At 73.4% G+C, this 16462-nt stretch carries 18 protein-coding genes, 1 pseudogene and 1 riboswitch; of the genes and pseudogenes, 13 read left to right on the top strand and 6 right to left on the bottom strand.

Going from position 1 to position 16462, the window contains the following annotated elements:
* Positions 1-30: 30 nt before the first annotated feature.
* Positions 31-504 (bottom strand): hypothetical protein, encoded by a 474-nt coding sequence (locus O7602_RS05655; RefSeq protein ID WP_281590136.1) that lies wholly within the window; start codon positions 502-504, stop codon positions 31-33.
* 97 nt (positions 505-601) lie between these two features.
* Positions 602-943, bottom strand: coding sequence for an antibiotic biosynthesis monooxygenase family protein (locus O7602_RS05650; protein WP_281587157.1), 342 nt, complete (start codon positions 941-943; stop codon positions 602-604).
* A 27-nt stretch (positions 944-970) separates the two neighbouring features.
* Here O7602_RS05650 and O7602_RS05645 point away from each other — a divergent pair, with 27 nt between their 5' ends.
* From O7602_RS05645 to O7602_RS05610, 8 genes are all read left to right on the top strand, one after another.
* Positions 971-1234, top strand: a complete 264-nt coding sequence (locus O7602_RS05645; RefSeq protein WP_281587156.1) for a DUF6703 family protein — start codon at positions 971-973, stop codon at positions 1232-1234.
* Positions 1235-1312: 78 nt separating this feature from the next.
* Positions 1313-2269, top strand: a complete 957-nt coding sequence (locus O7602_RS05640) for a metal ABC transporter substrate-binding protein (RefSeq protein ID WP_281587155.1) — start codon at positions 1313-1315, stop codon at positions 2267-2269.
* Positions 2266-3030 (top strand): ABC transporter ATP-binding protein, encoded by a 765-nt coding sequence (locus O7602_RS05635; RefSeq protein ID WP_281587154.1) that lies wholly within the window; start codon positions 2266-2268, stop codon positions 3028-3030. The genes O7602_RS05640 and O7602_RS05635 overlap by 4 nt, the downstream gene beginning before the upstream one ends.
* A gap of 1 nt (position 3031) precedes the next feature.
* Entirely contained in the window at positions 3032-3907 is an 876-nt protein-coding gene (locus O7602_RS05630; protein ID WP_281587153.1) for a metal ABC transporter permease, read from the top strand.
* 34 nt (positions 3908-3941) lie between these two features.
* Positions 3942-4244 (top strand): metalloregulator ArsR/SmtB family transcription factor, encoded by a 303-nt coding sequence (locus O7602_RS05625; protein WP_281587152.1) that lies wholly within the window; start codon positions 3942-3944, stop codon positions 4242-4244.
* Complete coding sequence (locus tag O7602_RS05620; RefSeq protein WP_281587151.1) at positions 4241-4636, top strand: transcriptional repressor; 396 nt, start codon at positions 4241-4243, stop codon at positions 4634-4636. The genes O7602_RS05625 and O7602_RS05620 overlap by 4 nt, the downstream gene beginning before the upstream one ends.
* 45 nt (positions 4637-4681) lie before the next feature.
* Positions 4682-5287: a hypothetical protein gene (locus O7602_RS05615; RefSeq protein ID WP_281587150.1), complete on the top strand. Its 606-nt coding sequence runs from the start codon at positions 4682-4684 to the stop codon at positions 5285-5287.
* A gap of 9 nt (positions 5288-5296) precedes the next feature.
* Positions 5297-5467: a hypothetical protein gene (locus tag O7602_RS05610; protein ID WP_281587149.1), complete on the top strand. Its 171-nt coding sequence runs from the start codon at positions 5297-5299 to the stop codon at positions 5465-5467.
* 57 nt (positions 5468-5524) lie between these two features.
* On the opposite strand, the gene O7602_RS05605 is transcribed toward O7602_RS05610, so the two are convergent.
* The 4 genes from O7602_RS05605 to O7602_RS05590 form a co-directional block, all read right to left on the bottom strand.
* Positions 5525-7474 carry an acyl-CoA dehydrogenase family protein gene (locus tag O7602_RS05605; protein WP_281587148.1) on the bottom strand — a complete coding sequence of 650 codons (1950 nt, stop codon included), beginning with the start codon at positions 7472-7474 and terminating at the stop codon, positions 5525-5527.
* A 100-nt stretch (positions 7475-7574) separates the two neighbouring features.
* Complete coding sequence (locus O7602_RS05600; RefSeq protein ID WP_281587147.1) at positions 7575-8078, bottom strand: DUF6328 family protein; 504 nt, start codon at positions 8076-8078, stop codon at positions 7575-7577.
* 91 nt (positions 8079-8169) lie between these two features.
* Entirely contained in the window at positions 8170-8919 is a 750-nt protein-coding gene (locus O7602_RS05595; protein ID WP_281587146.1) for an SIS domain-containing protein, read from the bottom strand.
* Positions 8916-9752, bottom strand: coding sequence for an alpha/beta hydrolase (locus tag O7602_RS05590; RefSeq protein WP_281587145.1), 837 nt, complete (start codon positions 9750-9752; stop codon positions 8916-8918). The genes O7602_RS05595 and O7602_RS05590 overlap by 4 nt, the downstream gene beginning before the upstream one ends.
* A 77-nt stretch (positions 9753-9829) precedes the next feature.
* Positions 9830-9936: riboswitch (TPP riboswitch) on the top strand.
* 75 nt (positions 9937-10011) lie between these two features.
* On the opposite strand from O7602_RS05590, the gene O7602_RS05585 reads away from it, so the two are divergent.
* The 5 genes and pseudogenes from O7602_RS05585 to gndA all read left to right on the top strand — a co-directional run bounded on the left by O7602_RS05585 (position 10012) and on the right by gndA (position 16400).
* Positions 10012-10602, top strand: a complete 591-nt coding sequence (locus O7602_RS05585) for an ECF transporter S component (protein ID WP_281587144.1) — start codon at positions 10012-10014, stop codon at positions 10600-10602.
* 94 nt (positions 10603-10696) lie between these two features.
* Positions 10697-12121 (top strand): annotated as a pseudogene (locus tag O7602_RS05580) (ABC transporter ATP-binding protein); the annotation flags it as partial.
* A gap of 278 nt (positions 12122-12399) precedes the next feature.
* Positions 12400-13200: an energy-coupling factor transporter transmembrane component T gene (locus tag O7602_RS05575; RefSeq protein ID WP_281587143.1), complete on the top strand. Its 801-nt coding sequence runs from the start codon at positions 12400-12402 to the stop codon at positions 13198-13200.
* A 1333-nt stretch (positions 13201-14533) separates the two neighbouring features.
* The gene (locus O7602_RS05570) at positions 14534-14830 is read left to right on the top strand and encodes an MTH1187 family thiamine-binding protein (protein WP_281587142.1); all 297 of its coding nucleotides are present in this window, start codon (positions 14534-14536) and stop codon (positions 14828-14830) included.
* A gap of 127 nt (positions 14831-14957) precedes the next feature.
* Positions 14958-16400, top strand: coding sequence for an NADP-dependent phosphogluconate dehydrogenase (gene gndA, locus O7602_RS05565; RefSeq protein WP_281587141.1), 1443 nt, complete (start codon positions 14958-14960; stop codon positions 16398-16400).
* Positions 16401-16462: the final 62 nt, after the last annotated feature.

Below are 16462 nucleotides of genomic sequence, written 5' to 3'. Positions count from 1 at the left end.
TCCCGAGCCCAGCAGAATACCGGGGCCCGGTCAGCTCACCCCGCAGACCTCCATGCCGCCGGTCTGCCGGTCGGGGGCCAGCGTCACGGTCTGCGCCTCCCGGCGGCCACCGGCGAGCGTGACGTCCACCGGCACGGTGAGCGTGGTGGTGTCGACCTTGCCCACCCGGTAGCCGGAGATCTGCGGCTCGGTGGCGACCCGCTGCACGAACTCGGGCCGGGACTCGCGCCGCCGGGCGTCGTCGCAGAGCTGGGCGTACGCCTTGGTCCACTCCCGGGCGACGAGCGCCTGGTAGTAGTCGTCGGTGACGGCCCGGCCCTGCTCCCCGACGGCCTGCACGTTGCTCACGCCCAGGCCGATCACCGCGGCGCCGCCCCCGCCGCAGCAGAGCAGCACGGCCAGTGCGCCGACGCCGAGGGCGAGCCAGAGCCGGGCTCGCCGCCCCTCGGTCGGCGGGGCGGCGAACGGCGGGGCGACGCCGGGACCGGGCGGCGGCGCGGGCACGCCCGGGTCCACCGGCGGTGCGCCGGGCGGCACGGGTGGCGGGGGCGGCGCGGCCGGTCCGGGAGCGGTCATACGCGCCAGGGTAGTGCCCCGGGAGTCAGCGGTAAGGACCTGCGGCACGATCGCTTGCGGCGACGACGATCTCGCCCTGCGGGGCGGCGCTGGCGAGCGTCTCGTACGCCGACGGCTCGTCCACCGATCGGGCGAGCAGCGGCACGGCGGTGATCTTGACGTCGAACCCGCCGAGCCCACGCCGGTACGCCCCGACGGACTCCCACTCGGTGATGAGACACCAGTGGGCCGGGTCGTCGAGCGCCCGCAGCAGTTCGCCGCGCAGGTAGCCGGGTCGGGCGGCGAGCGCGGCCAGCGCCGCGTGCGCCTCCCGGGTGAACTCGTCCACCGTTTCGGCTTCCACCACGAACCGGTTGGTGACCAGCACGGCGTTCCTCCTCGTAGAGTCTGTGGCATGCAGCGTACGCAGAGTCCCGTGCTGTCCCGCCTGGCCCGGCTCAACCCGACGGCGGTGTTCCTCGCCGCGCTGGTGCTGGTGCTTGTGGGCCTCTTCGCGCCCGGCCCGGCCGGCGGCGTCCTGCTGCTGGCGTTGGCCGCCGGGTTGGTCTGGTTGATGTCGGTCACCTGGCCGGTGCAGGCGCCGGCGACGCGGATGCTCCGGCTGCTGATGCTCGCCCTGTTGATCGCGGTGGCGCTGGCCAAGCTGCTGGTCGGCTGAGTAGCGCCGGTTGACCTGCGCAGACATGCAATCATGCGTTTTTGACAATAATTTTCGTTATCGCGGACAGTTGGTCCCATGACCGCTCGTGCCACGCCCCGCGTCCTCGCCGCCGCCACCGCCGCCCTGCTCACGCTCGGTGGTCTGGCCGCCTGCTCGGACGGCGGGGGCGGGGGAAGCGACCCGGACCGGGTCGACGTGGTGGCCGCGTTCTACCCGCTCCAGTTCCTCGCGGAGCGGATCGGCGGCGACCGGGTGGTGGTCGGCAACCTGACCAAGCCCGGCGCGGAGCCGCACGACCTGGAGTTGAACCCCCGCCAGGTCGGCCAGGTGGTCGACGCCGAGCTGATCGTCTACCTGACCGGTTTCCAGCCGGCCGTGGACGAGGCGGTCGAGCAGAACGGCGGCGACCGCGCCTTCGACGTGGCGGGCGTGGCGCCGCTGCGCGACGCCGCCGCCGGCGGCCACGAGCACGAGGGCGAGGGCGGGCACCAGGAGGAGGCCGGGCACGAGGAGGGCGGCGGCAAGGACCCGCACCTCTGGCTCGACCCGACCCGGCTGGCCACCGTCGGCGACCGGCTCGCCGAGCGTCTCGGCGCGGTCGACCCGGACCACGCCGCCGACTACACCGCCCGCGCCGGCGCACTGCGGGGCGAGCTGACGACACTCGACACCGAGTACGCCGAGGGCCTGCGCACCTGCCAGCGCCGGGAGATCGTGACCAGTCACACCGCCTTCGGCTACCTGGCCGAGCGCTACCGGCTGGAGCAGATCGGTCTCACCGGCCTCACCCCCGAGTCCGAGCCGTCCCCGCAGCGGCTCGCCGAGGTGGCGGAGGAGGCCCGGGAGCACCGGGCCGGCACGATCTTCTTCGAGACGCTCGTCAGCCCGAAGGTCGCCGAGACGATCGCCCGCGAGGTCGGTGCGCGCACCGCGGTCCTGGACCCGATCGAGGGCCCGCCGGCCGAGGGCGACTACCTCTCCGCGATGCGCGCCAACCTCCAGACCCTGCGAACCGCCCTGGACTGCTCATGACCGCACCCGTACTCGAGATCACCCACGCCACCGTCGGCTACGACGGCCGGCCGGTGCTGCGCGACGTCTCGCTGGCGCTGGCCGCCGGCGAGGTGGTCGCCGTGCTCGGCGCCAACGGCTCCGGCAAGTCGACGCTCGTCCGCGCCGCGCTCGGCCTGGTGCCGCTGGGCGCCGGGTCGGTCACCCTGTTCGGCACCCCCCAGCGCCGTTTCCGGCAGTGGCACCGCGTGGGGTACGTCCCGCAGCGGCTGGGCGCGGGCGGCGGCGTACCCGCCACGGTGGCCGAGGTGGTGGCGTCCGGGCGGCTGGCCCGCCGGGGGGTGCTCCGGCCGGCTCGGCGGGCCGACCGGGAGGCGGTGGCGGAGGCGCTGCGCGCGGTCGGGCTCGCCGACCGGGCCGGTGATCCGGTGGCCACCCTCTCCGGCGGTCAGCAGCAGCGCGTCCTGATCGCCCGGGCGCTGGCCGGCGGGCCGGAGCTGCTGGTGCTCGACGAGCCGACCGCCGGGGTGGACGCGGCCAGTCAGGAGGCGTTCGCCGGTGCCCTGCGGATGTTCCGCGACGGTGGCGGCACGGTGCTGCTCGTCGCCCACGAGTTGGGGCCGCTGCGCCCGCTGATCAGCCGGGCGGTGGTGGTGCACCGGGGCGGGATCGCCCATGACGGCGCGGTGCCCGAGCCGGCCGGTCACCACGCCGACCCGGACCACGAGCACGTGCACCCGCACTGCGACGAGGAGCCCGCCGGGCTCTGGACAGGCATCTGAGATGGACCTCTTCCAGTACGACTTCATGCTCCGCGCGCTCGTCGGCGCGCTCGTCATCGGGCTGGCCGCCCCGGCGCTCGGCATCTATCTGGTGCAGCGCCGGCTGGCGTTGATCGGTGACGGCATCGGTCACGTGGCGCTCACCGGCGTCGGCGCCGGGCTGCTGCTCAACCGCTCCCCCGTGCTGGTGGCGGTGCTCGCCGCCACGCTCGGCGCGGTCGTCATCGAGCTGGTCCGCGCGTACGGGCGCACCTCCGGCGACCTCGCGCTGGCGCTGTTGTTCTACGGCGGCATCGCCGGCGGCGTGATGCTCGTCGGGCTCTCCGACGCCAGCAGCGGGTCGCTCAACGCGTACCTCTTCGGGTCGCTGACCACGACGTCGCCGGCCGACCTGGTCACCATCGGCGTGCTCGGCGCGGTGCTGCTGGTGACCATGCTGGTGCTGCGTCCGGCGCTGTTCGCGGTCTGCCACGACGAGGAGTACGCGCGGGTCTCCGGCCTGCCGGTGCGGGCGCTGAACCTGCTGATCGCGGTGGGTACCGCGATCACGGTGACCATCGCCATGCGGGCGGTCGGGGTGCTGCTGATCAGCGCGCTGATGGTGGTGCCGGTGGCCACCGCCCAGCAGGTGACGCGCGGTTTCCGGTCGACCATGACGGCGGCCATGGCGCTGGGCCTGTTCGCCGCCGGGGCCGGGATCTGGGTGGCCGCCACCGCGGACACCGCGCCGGGCGCCTCGGTGGTGCTGGTGGCGATCGGCTCGTTCCTGGTGGTGGCGCTGCTGGCGGCCGGCGGGCGGGCGGTGCGGCGGCGCGTCCGGCCGACGGCGACGCAGGCGGCGGTCGAGCCGGCCGAGCACGAGGTGGTGCTCGGATGAGGCCGGCACAGCCGACACTGGTTATCGTTACGGGGTGACCGGCTCCAACGGGTACGACGTCTTCGAGGGCGCGGGGGATCTGCTGCGCGCCCTCTCCGCCCCGATCCGGCTCGCCATCGTGAGCGAGCTGGCCGAGGGCGAGCGCTGCGTGCACGAGCTGGTCGAGAAGCTCGGCGCGCCCCAGCCACTCGTCTCCCAGCACCTGCGGGTGCTGCGCGGGGCCGGCGTGGTGCGCGGCTCCCGGCGCGGTCGGGAGATCGCGTACGCCCTGGTCGACGAGCACGTCGCGCACATCGTGGCGGACGCGGTCAGCCACGCCGGGGAGGGACCGGCATGACCACCGGCACCCCACGCACCACCCGGCAGCGCAGCGCGGTGAGCGCCCTGCTGGACGAGGTCGAGGGCTTCCACAGCGCCCAGGACCTGCACGCCATGCTGCGCCGGCGCGGCGACCGGATCGGGTTGACCACGGTCTACCGGACGTTGCAGGCGCTCGCCGACGCCGACGAGATCGACGTGATGCGCCCGCCGGGCGGCGAGCACCTCTACCGGCGGTGCAGCGGCGGCCACCACCACCATCTGGTGTGCCGGGGCTGCGGTCGTACCGTCGAGGTGGCCGGCCCGGCGGTGGAGAAGTGGGCGGACCGGATCTCCGCCGAGCACGGCTTCACCGAGGTCAGCCACACCCTGGAGATCTTCGGCACCTGTCCGGCCTGCGCCGGCCGGTAAAACCGACCGGTGCCGCCGCGGCCACGCCGTGGCAGGCTGTGCGGCGTGAAGATCTACGCCGACCGCTTTCCGACCGCCCTCCGCCAGCTCCTCACCGATCTGCTCGTGGTCGTCTGGGTGTACGCGGCGATCCGCTTCGGGTTCTGGGTGCACGACCTGGTGGAGAAGCTCGCCGTACCCGGGCAGAAGCTGGAGGGGGCCGGCGGCGGACTCGCCGACAACCTGGCCGAGGCCGGCGGCAAGGTGGGCCGGGTGCCGCTTGTCGGCGACGAGCTGACCGCGCCCTTCACCCGGGCCGCCGACGCCGCCCGCGCGATGGCCGACGCCGGCCGCGACCAGCAGGAGCTGGTCGGCCAGCTCGCGGTGGCGCTGACCGTGGCGGTGCTGGTGTTCCCCCTCGGGCTGGTGCTCGTCGGCTGGCTGCCGCTGCGGGTGCGGTGGATGCGCCGGGCCGGCGCGGCGAAGGCCATGTCCGCCGCGCCGGGCGGCCGGGACCTGCTGGCGTTGCGGGCGCTCGCCGGCCAGCCGCTGTCGAAGCTCAACCGGATCGCGCCGGACGTGGCCGAGGCGTGGCGGCGCGGCGACGACGCGACCGTGGACGCGCTCGCCGCGCTGGAGTTGCGCGGGCTGGGGCTGCGCACCGGCCGGTAGGGTGTGCCGGTGCTGTACTTCCTGATCGTCGTCGCCGTGCTGCTGCTCGTCTACGCGGGCGTGCTGGTGAGCTTCGTCCGCAAGGGCCGCAGGATTCCGCCGGCCGCGTACCTCGTGCTGGCCGCGCTCAACGGTCTGATCCTCGTCGCGGTGATCGCCTGGGCGGTCGCCCGCCGCTGAGCGGTGTTAAAAGGGGCCCCCGCCTATACCGAAAGCGTTAAGCGGGGGCCCCTCCTTTCACAGCCGGCGGCGGACGTCGTCGGCGGTGGAGGGGCCGGGCTGCCAGCGGGCCACCCAGGGCAGGTCGGTGGGGGGCGTGAACACGCCGGCCTCCACCGAGGCGTAGCGGCCGGCGACGATCCGCTTCGCGGCGGCCACGTCCACCGCGTCGGTGTTCGACCACAGGCCGGTGAACAGCTCGTCGACGCGCAGTCGCGCCTGCCGGCAGAACAGGTCGGCCAGCTCGACGTTCTCCGGGTGCTCGGACCGCTCGGCGTAGGCCCGGACGCAGACCGCGGACATCGCGAACAGCTCCGCGCCGATGTCCACCACCCGGCCGAGGAACGCCTGCTTGCGCTCCATCTTTCCCTGCCAGCGGGACATCGCGTAGAACGTCGAGCGGGCCAGCTTGCGCGAGGTCCGCTCGACGTGCCGCAGGTGCCCGGCCAGCGGCCCGAACTCCTGGTAGGTACCCGGCGCCTGCCCCTTGCCGACGGCGAGCGTGGGCAGCCACTTGGCGTAGAACGCGCCGGCCCGCGCGCCGGCTGCCGCCTTGCGGCCCAGCCCGGCGTCCGGGTCGATGATGTCGCCGGCCACCGACAGGTGCGCGTCGACCGCCTCGCGGGCGATCAGCAGGTGCATGATCTCGGTGGAGCCCTCGAAGATCCGGTTGATCCGCAGGTCGCGCAGGAGTTGCTCGACGGCGGCCGGGCGTTCGCCCCGGGCTTCGAGCGACTCGGCCGTCTCGTAGCCGCGTCCACCCCGGATCTGGATCAGCTCGTCGGCGATCCGCCAGGCCATCTCGCTGGCGTAGAGCTTGACGAGCGCCGCCTCGATCCGGATGTCGTTGCGGTCGTCGTCGGCGAGCAGGCAGGACAGGTCCAGCATGGACTCCATGGCGTAGGTGGTGGCGGCGATGAACGCCAGCTTCTTCGCCACCGCCTCGTGCTCGCCGACCGGCCGGCCCCACTGGACCCGGTCGGCGGCCCACTCCCGGGCCACGTTGAGCGCCCACTTGCCGGCGCCCACGCACATCGCCGGCAGCGACAGCCGGCCGGTGTTGAGCGTGGTCAACGCGATCTTCAGGCCCTTGCCCTCCCCACCGATCACGTTCTCGGCCGGCACGAACACGTCGTGGAACCGGGTGAGGCTGTTCTCCAGGCCGCGCAGCCCGACGAAGGAGTTGCGCCGCTCCACCGTGATGCCGTCGCTGTCGCCCTCCACCACGAAGGCGGTGATCCCGCCGCGACGGCCCTCCGCGGCCGGCACCCGGGCCATCACCACGAGCAGCGTGGCCACGGTGCCGTTGGTGGCCCAGAGCTTCACCCCGTTGAGGCGGTAGCCGGCGCCGTCGGCGGTCGGCTCGGCGGTGGTGGCGAGCCGGGCCGGGTCGGAGCCGACATCCGGCTCGGTGAGCAGGAACGCGGACACCTCGCCGGCGGCCAGCCGGGGCAGGAAACGCTGCTTCTGCTCGGCCGTGCCGAACATCTTCAGCGGCTGCGGCACGCCGATCGACTGGTGCGCGGAGAGCAGCGCGCCGATCGCCGGGTTCACCGAGCCGGCGAGCATCAGCGCCCGGCAGTAGTGCAGGTTGCTCAGCCCGAGGCCGCCGTACCTGCGGTCGATCTTCATGCCGAAGGCGCCGAGCCGGGCCATCCCGTGGAACACCTCGTCCGGGATGCGCGCGTCGCGCTCGATCGCCGCGCCGTCCACCTCGCTGCCCAGGTAGGCCCCGAACGCGCCGAGGAACTCGTCGGCGCGGGCCACGTCGTCCGGGTCGGACCGGGGCCACGGGTTGATCAGGTCGAGCCGGAACCGGCCGAGGAAGAGCTCCTTGCCGAAGCTGGGGCGGTCCCAGGCCGCCTCGCGGGCCGCCTCGGCGACCTGACGGGCCTCCTTCTCCGAGACCTGGCCGGCCTCGCCGGGCAGCGGCCCCGCCCCGTCGGCGTTGTTCTGTGTCGTGGTCACGGCTGCCTCCTGGATGGTCGGTCCGGATGCGACGAAATCGACGCTACCCCCGGGTGTTACCCAGGGGTAGCGTCGCGTGCACGTCCGATTTGGCGGACCGTCAGCCGGCGGTCAACGTCGCCGGGTCGTCGTCGTCATCGTCGATGTCGTCGTCGCCCCAGTTGCGGCGGCTGAACGGCAGGATCGCCCAGAAGAGCAGGAACCAGATCCCGGTGAGCGCGCTGAGCAGGAACGCGATCGGCCGGTCCAGCACGAAGTCGGTGACCAGCAGGACCGCGCTGACCATCGCGATCAGCATGAAGAACAGGCCGCCGGTAGCCATCCGGTGGGCGAAGCGCACCAACTCCGGCTTGCGCCCCTGGCGGAACAGCGCCCGGTGGAACGCCACCGGCGAGATGATCATCGCGGCGGCAGCGGCGGCGGCCAGCAGCGCCACGACGTAGACGTCGCGCTGGAAGTCGGTGGTTCGGTTGAACGCGTTGCTGAACGGCATGGTCAGCAGGAAGGCGAAAAGGATCTGCACACCGGTCTGCGCCACGCGCAGCTCCTGGAGCAGGTCGGCGAAGTTGCGCTGCCAACGCTGCTTCTCGGATTCCTTGGACACTCGTGAACCTCCGGTGAAGACGGCACGGCCGGCGGGTGAACGCCCGCCGGCAGCAGCGCCTGTGCCCGGTTCAGATGATCACGAAACCGACTCAGGAACCCCGGCGGATCCGGCCCGCGTACCGGGCCTCCCACTCGGCGTTGTGCTCGTCCCCGCCGGCGATGTTCGCCGACAGGTAGACCGGCGGACGCTCCCCCGCAGCCACCAGCCGGGCCACCACCTCGACGGTGATCTGCTGGGCCAGCAGCGCGGCGGTGATCGAGGAGACCGCGCCGACCGCGCCACCGTCGGGCAGCGGCAGCGTGGCGTCGCCGTACGGGGCGCCGTTGTCCAGCACCACGTCGGCGAAGTCGGCGAGCTTGCGGCCGGACGGATGCCGCGAGGTCATCCGGGCCGAGTGCCGGGCCGAGGTGACCGCCACCAGACCGTGCCCGTGTTCCTTCACCACGGACGCGAACTCGACCATCGCCCCGTTCACGCCCGAGTTGGAGGCCAGCACGAACACGTCCGGCGGCCGGACCGGGGCCAGCTCGTAGAGGCGGTGCGCCACAGCCGGCTCGCGTTCCAGCTTCGGGCCGAGCACGTCGGCCGGCTCACCCCCGACGAGCACCAGGTCACGCAGCGCGATCCGGTTGGTGGGCACCAGTCCGCCGGCGCGGCCGGCGATCTCCATGGCGAGCGCCTCCGAGTGCCCGGTGCCGAAGGCGTGCACCACCCCGTCGGCGCGTACCGCCGCGGCGATCAGGTCGGCCGCCGCGGCCACGTTCTCCCGCTGCTCGGCGGCCACCCGGCCCATCATCTCGGTCACCGTGGCCAGGTACGCCTGGGCGCTCACCGTCATGTCTGCTCCGTTCCTCGCACCCGGGCCAGGATCGCCTCGGCCAGCGGGCCGGGGGCCTCGTCGGGGATCCAGTGGCTGACGCCGGGAAGCGTCACGAAGCGGTAGTCGCCGGTGACGTGCGCCGCGCACGCCTCGGCGGCGGTCCGGCCGATCGCCACGTCCTTCTCGCTCCAGACGTACGTGGTCGGCGCCGCCACCGGGCCGACCGCCTTCATGTCCGACCCGCTCATCGCCCGGTACCAGTTCAGCGCGACGGTGAGCGCGCCCGGCTCGCGCATCGGCTCGGCGTAGCGGGCCACCGCGTCCGCGTCGCCGACCCCGCGCAGCAGCCGGCGCAGCGCGGCCCCGCGCAACGCCAGCAGCACCGTCTCGGCCTTGCCCGGCATCCGGAACAACGCCATGTAGGCGGACTTCGCCTTCTGCCGCGGATCGGTGGCGAGCGCATGCCCCATCGCGGCCGGGTGCGGCACCGACACCGCGGTAAGCGTCCGCACCCGCTCCGGGTGCGCCGCGGCCAGGCCCCAGGCCACGATCGCGCCCCAGTCGTGGCCGACCAGGTGCGCGGTGGTCACCCCGAGCGCGTCCAGCACGGCCGCCGCGTCGGCCACCAGCTCCGGGATGCGGTACGCCTCGACGGCGTCCGGCCGTGCGCCGGGCGAGTATCCGCGCTGGTCGAGGGCGTACGTGCGCAGCCCGGCGGCGTGCAGCGCGGGCGTCACCGCATCCCACTCGCCGGCGTGCTGCGGGAAGCCGTGCAGCAGCAGGACCGGATCGCCGCCCTCGGGGCCGCCGGTGCGTACCTCGAATGTCAGATCCCGCGCCTCGACCCGCATGATCGCCACCATACCGACCCGCGCCCTGCTGGGCCTGGCCCCGACATCGGTGCTAGCGTCTGCCGTTGAGACAACTTCACATCCGACAGGGGAGCGCACAGCGCTGAGAGTGCGGGCCGGTGCCCGCAGACCCTCGAACCTGATCTGGGTAATGCCAGCGCAGGGAGTTCGGTCGACCTCCAGCCGCGTCGACGTCCGGGCACATTCCGGGCGCGGCGTGCGTCTTCTCCTGGTTCCGCACCACGAACTGGGAGTCCGCATGAACCACACCGACAGCAACCGCTGGCGTACCGTCGACATCGTCGTCGCCTCGGTGATCGCCGTCGCCTTCGGCGTCGTCTTCTGGGCCTGGGGCCTGCTCTGGAGCGCCACCGACGCGGCGTTCGCGTTCTTCCCGCCGGCGCAGGCGGTGCTCTACGGCGTGTGGCTGATCCCGGCGGTGCTCGCCGGCCTGATCATTCGCAAGCCGGGCGCGGCGCTCTACTGCGAGACGGTGGCCGCGATCGTCTCCGCGCTGCTGGGCAGCCAGTGGGCCGGCATCGTGATCCTCCAGGGCCTGATGCAGGGCATCGGCGCCGAGCTGGCGTTCGCCGCGTTCCGCTACCGCTCGTTCAAGCTGCCGGTGGCGACGCTTGCCGGCGCGCTCACCGGTCTCGGCGCGGCCATCTTCGACTTCGTCTACTGGAACAAGGCATACGACCTGACCAACTACCGCATCCCCTACGCCCTGATCACCATCGCCAGCGCCACGATCATCGCGGGCGTCGGCGCCCACGTCCTGACCCGCGCCCTGGCCAACACCGGCGTCCTGGACCGCTTCCCCGCCGGCCGCGACCGAGCCCTGATCTGACGGGTATCCCGCTGTCGATCATGAAGTTGACGGTGATTTCAGCGCGTTGTGATGCCGTCAACTTCATGATCGACGAGGCAGAGGGGGTGGAGCGGTGAGTGGGGTGGTGCTGCGGGGGTTCGGGTGGCGGCACGGGGGGCGCAGACGCTGGGCTCTGCGCGGGGTGGACCTGCGCGTCGAGAGCGGGGAGCGGGTGCTGCTGCTCGGTGCCTCCGGGGCCGGCAAGAGCACGCTGCTGGCGGCGCTGGCCGGGCTGCTGCCCGAGGACTCCGGCGAGCAGGATGGCACCGTCGAGATCGACGGGCTGGACCCGCGCAAGGCCCGCGAGCGCGTCGGCGTGCTCTTCCAGGACCCGGAGACCCAGCTCGTGATGGCCCGCTCCGGCGACGACGTCGCGTTCGGGCTGGAGAACCGGGGCGTGCCCGCCGAGGAGATCTGGCCCCGGGTCGACGAGGCGCTGCGCCGGGTCGGCTTCCCCTACCACCGGGACCGCCCCACCGCCGCGCTCAGCGGCGGCGAACAGCAACGGCTCGCCCTCGCCGGGGCGCTCGCGCTGCGGCCCGGGCTGCTGCTGCTCGACGAACCCACCGCCAACCTCGACCCGGCCGGCGCCGCGCTGATCCGCCGCGCCGTCGCCGACGCCGTCGACCCGGACACCACACTGATCCTGGTCGAGCACCGGGTCACCGAGGCGCTGCCGCTGATCGACCGGGTGGTGGTGCTGGAACCCGGTGGCGGGGTGCGGGCCGACGGCCCACCCGAGGCGGTGTTCGCCGCGCACGGCGAGGCGCTGGCCGCCGCCGGGGTCTGGGTCCCCGGGCACACCACGCCGCCGCGACACGCCACCACACCACCCGGGGACGTGCTGCTCACCGCCGACCGGCTCGGCCTGCCGCCCCGGCTGGCCCCCACCGACCTTCGGGTACGCGCCGGCGAGGCGCTCGCCGTGCTCGGCCCCAACGGCGTCGGCAAGTCCACGCTGGCGCTGCTCCTCGGCGGCCTGACCCGCCCCGGCGCCGGCACGGTCACCGCCTCCGCCGCACTTGCCGGCCGGGACGCGCGTACTTCCCCGCACCGGTGGCGGGCACCCGCGCTGGCCGGGCGGATCGGCTCGGTCTTCCAGGACCCCGAGCACCAGTTCGTCACCGGCACCGTCCGCGACGAACTGGCCCTCGGGCCGCGCCGGACCGGCCGGACCGATGCGGAGGTCACCGCCACCGTGGACGCGCTGCTGCACCGGCTGCGGCTGGACCGGCTCGCCGGCGCCAACCCGTACACCCTCTCCGGCGGCGAGGCGCGGCGGCTGAGCGTGGCGACCGCCCTGGCCACCGCGCCCCGCCTGCTGATCTGTGACGAGCCCACGTTCGGCCAGGACCGGCGGACGTGGCTGGAGCTGGTCGACCTGCTGGCCGAGCTGCGCGACGCCGGCCACGGCATCGTCACGGTGACCCACGACGCGGACTTCGTGGCCGCGCTGGCCGACCGGACGCTCACCCTGGACCACCCGACCGTGTCCCCCGCGCCGAGCCACCCTTCCGGGGCCACCCAGCCGATTCATCCTTCCAGGACCGCCCAGCCGGGACACCCTCCCGGATCCGCCCAGCCGAGCCACCCGGCCGGATCCGCCCAGCCGAGCCACCCTTCCGGGTCCGCCCAGCCGAGCCACCCGGCCGGATCCGCCCAGCCGAGCCACCCGGCCGGATCCGCCCAGCCGAGCCACCCGGCCGGATCCGCCCAGCCGAGCAGTCCCGGGCCGGGGCTGCCGCCGTCACCGCCGAACCGAGGGGCGGATGCGCCGTGATCAGCCTGGAACCGGTGGCGACGCCGGGCGCCCCGCTGGCCCGGCGCAACCCGGTGGCGAAGCTGGCCGCCGCGATGGTGTTCACCATCGTGCTGGTGGCGACCCTGGATCCGGTCGCGCCGGCCATCGCCATCGCCGTCGAGCTGGCCGCGCTGCCGCTGTTCGGCGTCCGCTACCGGGTGCTGGCCCGGCGGGCGTGGCCGCTGCTGGCCGCCGCCGCCGGCATCCTGGTCACACTTGTGCTCTTCGCCGCCGACCGGTCCGGTCGGGTGCTCGTCGAGGCCGGCCCGGTGCTGGTCACCGAGGGCGTGCTGGTCACCGCGCTCGGGCTGGTGCTGCGGATGCTCGCGGTGGCGCTGCCCGGGATCATCGTGTTCGCCACCACCGACCCGACCGACCTGGCCGACGCGCTGATCCAGAACGCCAAGGCCCCGGCCCGGTTCGCCATCGGCGCGCTTGCCGCGTTCCGGCTGGTGCCGCTGCTCGAACAGGAGTGGCGCATGATCAGCATGGCTCGTCGGGCGCGGGGCGTGGACGCCGGCCGCAACCCGGTGGCCAAGCTGCGGCTCTTCGCGTCCACCGCGTTCACGCTGTTGGTCGGCGCGATCCGGCGGGGCACCCGGCTGGCGGTGGCGATGGACGCGCGGGGCTTCGACGCCGGCACCCCGCGTACGGTCGCCCGCCGACAGCTCTTCACCCGGGCCGACGGGCTGTTGATCGCCGGGGCGGCGCTGCTGGCCGGCGCGGCCCTGACGGTAAGCGTGCTGCTCGGCACCTTCCGCCCCCTGATCGGCTGACCCGACCACCCCCTCAACCCGGCTTGGTCCAGCCCAGCCCGGTCCGGCTCGTGATCGCCGAGTGGAGCCACCCGCCGCGCTCCCGCACGGCGAACAAGCCCTCCGACACACACCGAAAGCCGCAACACCTCCATATGCCCCTCCAGGTCCCCTCTCCCCCGCCGAGGTCCCGCGTGCTGGCGTCGATCTTCGACTTGTGGCACCTCCAATATCAGAACAAAAGTGACACTTATTGGCACCCCAAGTCCAAGATCGAGAGACAGCCACAGAAGGGCGAGAGCCATCTGTGGATGGCGCGTCGGGGTCCACGGTGCTGGCCGGGGCGGGTGATTGATCAAGGAGTTCGCGTGGTCGTGAAGGCGGAAATCCGACGCAAAATCCTTGATCACGGCCGGGAGAACGCCCCGGCGACCGCCCGAGCGCCGGTTCGGCGGTGATCATGAAGTTGGCGGCCCCTCTCCATCCCTTTTGTCGCCGCCAACTTCATGATCAACGGGGTGGATTGAAGATCTTGGAAGGGGAGGGCCCCTGGAGGGGCCGGGAGCTTCCAAGATCTGTGGCGCATACGGGACGCACGGGAGCCGGGGACGGTCGGCGGTCAGCTACGCCGGAAGGCGTAGAAACGGTTTTGGCCTGACCGCTGGCTGTGGCCGGACAGCCGAGCATCGCGGCCGGCGGGCGGGCCGGCCTTCGGCGGCGCTGGGCGAGCCGACTCCGAACCAGCCAACCCCGAACCAGCCAACCCCGAACCAGCTAACCCCGAACCAGCCAACCCCGAACCGGCCGATACCGAACCGGCCAACCCCGGACCAGCCGACGCCGACACAACCGGACCGACTGAACCGGGCAACGCCGGCACAGCCGGACCGGGTGAACCGGGCAACGCCGGCACAGCCGGACCGGGTGAACCGGGTAACGCCGGCACAGCCGGACCGATGGAACCAGCCGCGGGCAGGGTCACCGGTGTCGACGGGGACACGGCGAGCGCGTCGGCATCGGTCGGGGGCAACCCCAGCGGGGACGGCTTACGGGACTTCTTCGGGGTGCGCTTCGCGGGCATCCGCGGGCCTCCTGTCTGTCGGGCGCGCCGACCTGGACGCGCCGGGGCGCGCCGACCAGGGACGCGCCGAGCGGGTGCCCCGGTGCGATCCGACCACGACAGTCACCGCGAACAACGGCGGCGGGAAACAGGATGCGGACGCCCGGAGCGGGACGGGTCCACGGCACGTGTGGCGGTGGACCGGTGCTCGGAGGAAGGGCGTCACTTACGCATACCGACACGCTAGCCCGCGCCCGCCCCACCCGCACCCGAATTACTGGCACCATCGGCGACATGCTGATCGCGTTCTCGATCACCCCGCTCGGCGTGGGTGAGTCCGTGGGCGACCTGGTCGCCGACGCCGTCCGGGTGGTACGTGAGTCCGGCCTGCCGAACCGGACCGACGCCATGTTCACCACGGTGGAGGGTGAGTGGGACGAGGTGATGGCGGTGGTGAAGCGGGCCGTCGACACCGTCGCGGCCCAGGCGCCCCGGGTCAGCCTGGTGCTCAAGGCCGACCTACGCCCCGGCGTGACCGAGGCGTTGACCGCGAAGGTGGCACACGTGGAGGCGCGGCTCGCCGAGGGGTGAGACGAGCCGCCACCGGCTCCTCACCCACCGTCGAGGTGTGATCCGCTCACCCGGTGACCGCGATACGGTCGCATGACGGCAGCGAGGACGGTCGCGGTACGCGGCGCGGACGAGAGGGGCGGTACGCATGGCAGAACAGGCGACGGCGCAGATCGGGGTCACCGGTCTGGCGGTGATGGGTCGCAACCTGGCCCGGAACCTGGCCCGCAACGGCTTCTCCGTGGCGGTGCACAACCGGTCGCCGGAACGCACCCGCAGCCTGGTCGCCGAGCACGGCGACGAGGGCACCTTCGTGCCGTCCGAGTCGCTTGCCGACTTCGTCGGCTCGCTGGAGCGGCCGCGTGCGGTGATCGTGATGGTGAAGGCCGGCGCGCCGACCGACGCCGTGATCGACGAGCTGATCCCGCTGCTGGAGGAGGGGGACATCGTCGTCGACTGCGGCAACGCGCACTTCGCCGACACCCGCCGCCGGGAGGAGGCGCTGCGCGAGCACGGGCTGCACTTCGTCGGCACCGGCGTCTCCGGTGGCGAGGAGGGCGCGCTGCTCGGCCCGAGCATCATGCCGGGCGGCTCGGCGGAGTCCTACCAGAAGCTCGGGCCGATCTTCGAGAAGATCGCCGCGCAGGTCGAGGGCGAGTCGTGCTGCCGGCACGTCGGGCCGGACGGCGCGGGCCACTTCGTGAAGATGGTGCACAACGGCATCGAGTACGCCGACATGCAGCTCATCGCCGAGGCGTACGACCTGTTGCGGGCCGGTCTGTCGGCGAGCCCGGCGGAGATCGCGGAGATCTTCCGGGAGTGGAACGGCGGCGAGTTGGAGTCGTTCCTCATCGAGATCACCGCCGACGTGCTCGGCCACACCGACCCGGCGACCGGCAAGGCGTTCGTGGACGTGGTGCTCGACCAGGCCGAGCAGAAGGGCACCGGCCGCTGGACCGTGCAGAGCGCGCTGGACCTGGGCATCCCGATCACCGGCATCGCCGAGGCCACGTTCGCCAGGTCGCTGTCCGGCCACGCCGACCAGCGCGAGGCGGCCCGCCGGGTGTTCCCCGACGCCGGCGAGAAGTGGCAGGTGGAGGACCGGGACACGTTCGTCGAGGACGTGCGCCGCGCGCTGCTGGCCAGCAAGATCGTCGCGTACGCGCAGGGCTTCGACCACATCCGCGCCGGCAGCCGGGAGTACGACTGGGACATCGACCTGGGCGGCACGGCCACCATCTGGCGGGGTGGTTGCATCATCCGGGCCCGCTTCCTGGACCGGATCAAGGAGGCGTACGACGGCGAGCCGGACCTGGCGACGCTGCTCGTCGCGCCCTGGTTCGCCGACCGGGTCAGCGCCGGCGTCCCGGGCTGGCGGCGGGTGGTGGCCGACGCGGCCCGGGCGGGTGTGCCGACGCCGGCCTTCTCGTCGTCGCTCGCCTACTTCGACGCGCTGCGCGCCGAGCGGCTGCCGGCCGCGTTGATCCAGGGTCTGCGGGACAACTTCGGCGCGCACACCTACCGCCGGGTGGACCGGGACGGCTCGTTCCACACCCTGTGGGCGGGCGACCGCTCCGAGGTGGAGGGCTGACGCCCGGGAGCGCTGACAGTGGAACGCCCCGCGGTCCGGCCGGAGAGGCCGGGGCGCGGGGC

It is taken from the genome of Micromonospora sp. WMMD1128 (genome assembly GCF_027497235.1).
GTDB lineage: Bacteria > Actinomycetota > Actinomycetes > Mycobacteriales > Micromonosporaceae > Micromonospora.
The sequence above is the reverse complement of the archived record's forward strand: the minus strand, read 5'-3'. Positions and strand labels throughout refer to the sequence as shown.

Bases quoted from the DNA above. Each gene is read 5' to 3' on its own strand.
- O7602_RS05630 (WP_281587153.1), top strand. From the start codon at position 3,032: ATGGACCTCTTCCAGTACGACTTCATGCTCCGCGCGCTCGTCGGCGCG.
- O7602_RS05620 (WP_281587151.1), top strand. From the start codon at position 4,241: ATGACCACCGGCACCCCACGCACCACCCGGCAGCGCAGCGCGGTGAGC.
- O7602_RS05570 (WP_281587142.1), top strand. From the start codon at position 14,534: ATGCTGATCGCGTTCTCGATCACCCCGCTCGGCGTGGGTGAGTCCGTG.
- O7602_RS05635 (WP_281587154.1), top strand. From the start codon at position 2,266: ATGACCGCACCCGTACTCGAGATCACCCACGCCACCGTCGGCTACGAC.
- O7602_RS05645 (WP_281587156.1), top strand. From the start codon at position 971: ATGCAGCGTACGCAGAGTCCCGTGCTGTCCCGCCTGGCCCGGCTCAAC.
- O7602_RS05640 (WP_281587155.1), top strand. From the start codon at position 1,313: ATGACCGCTCGTGCCACGCCCCGCGTCCTCGCCGCCGCCACCGCCGCC.
- gndA (WP_281587141.1), top strand. From the start codon at position 14,958: ATGGCAGAACAGGCGACGGCGCAGATCGGGGTCACCGGTCTGGCGGTG.
- O7602_RS05595 (WP_281587146.1), bottom strand. From the start codon at position 8,919: ATGACGGTGAGCGCCCAGGCGTACCTGGCCACGGTGACCGAGATGATG.
- O7602_RS05585 (WP_281587144.1), top strand. From the start codon at position 10,012: ATGAACCACACCGACAGCAACCGCTGGCGTACCGTCGACATCGTCGTC.
- O7602_RS05590 (WP_281587145.1), bottom strand. From the start codon at position 9,752: ATGCGGGTCGAGGCGCGGGATCTGACATTCGAGGTACGCACCGGCGGC.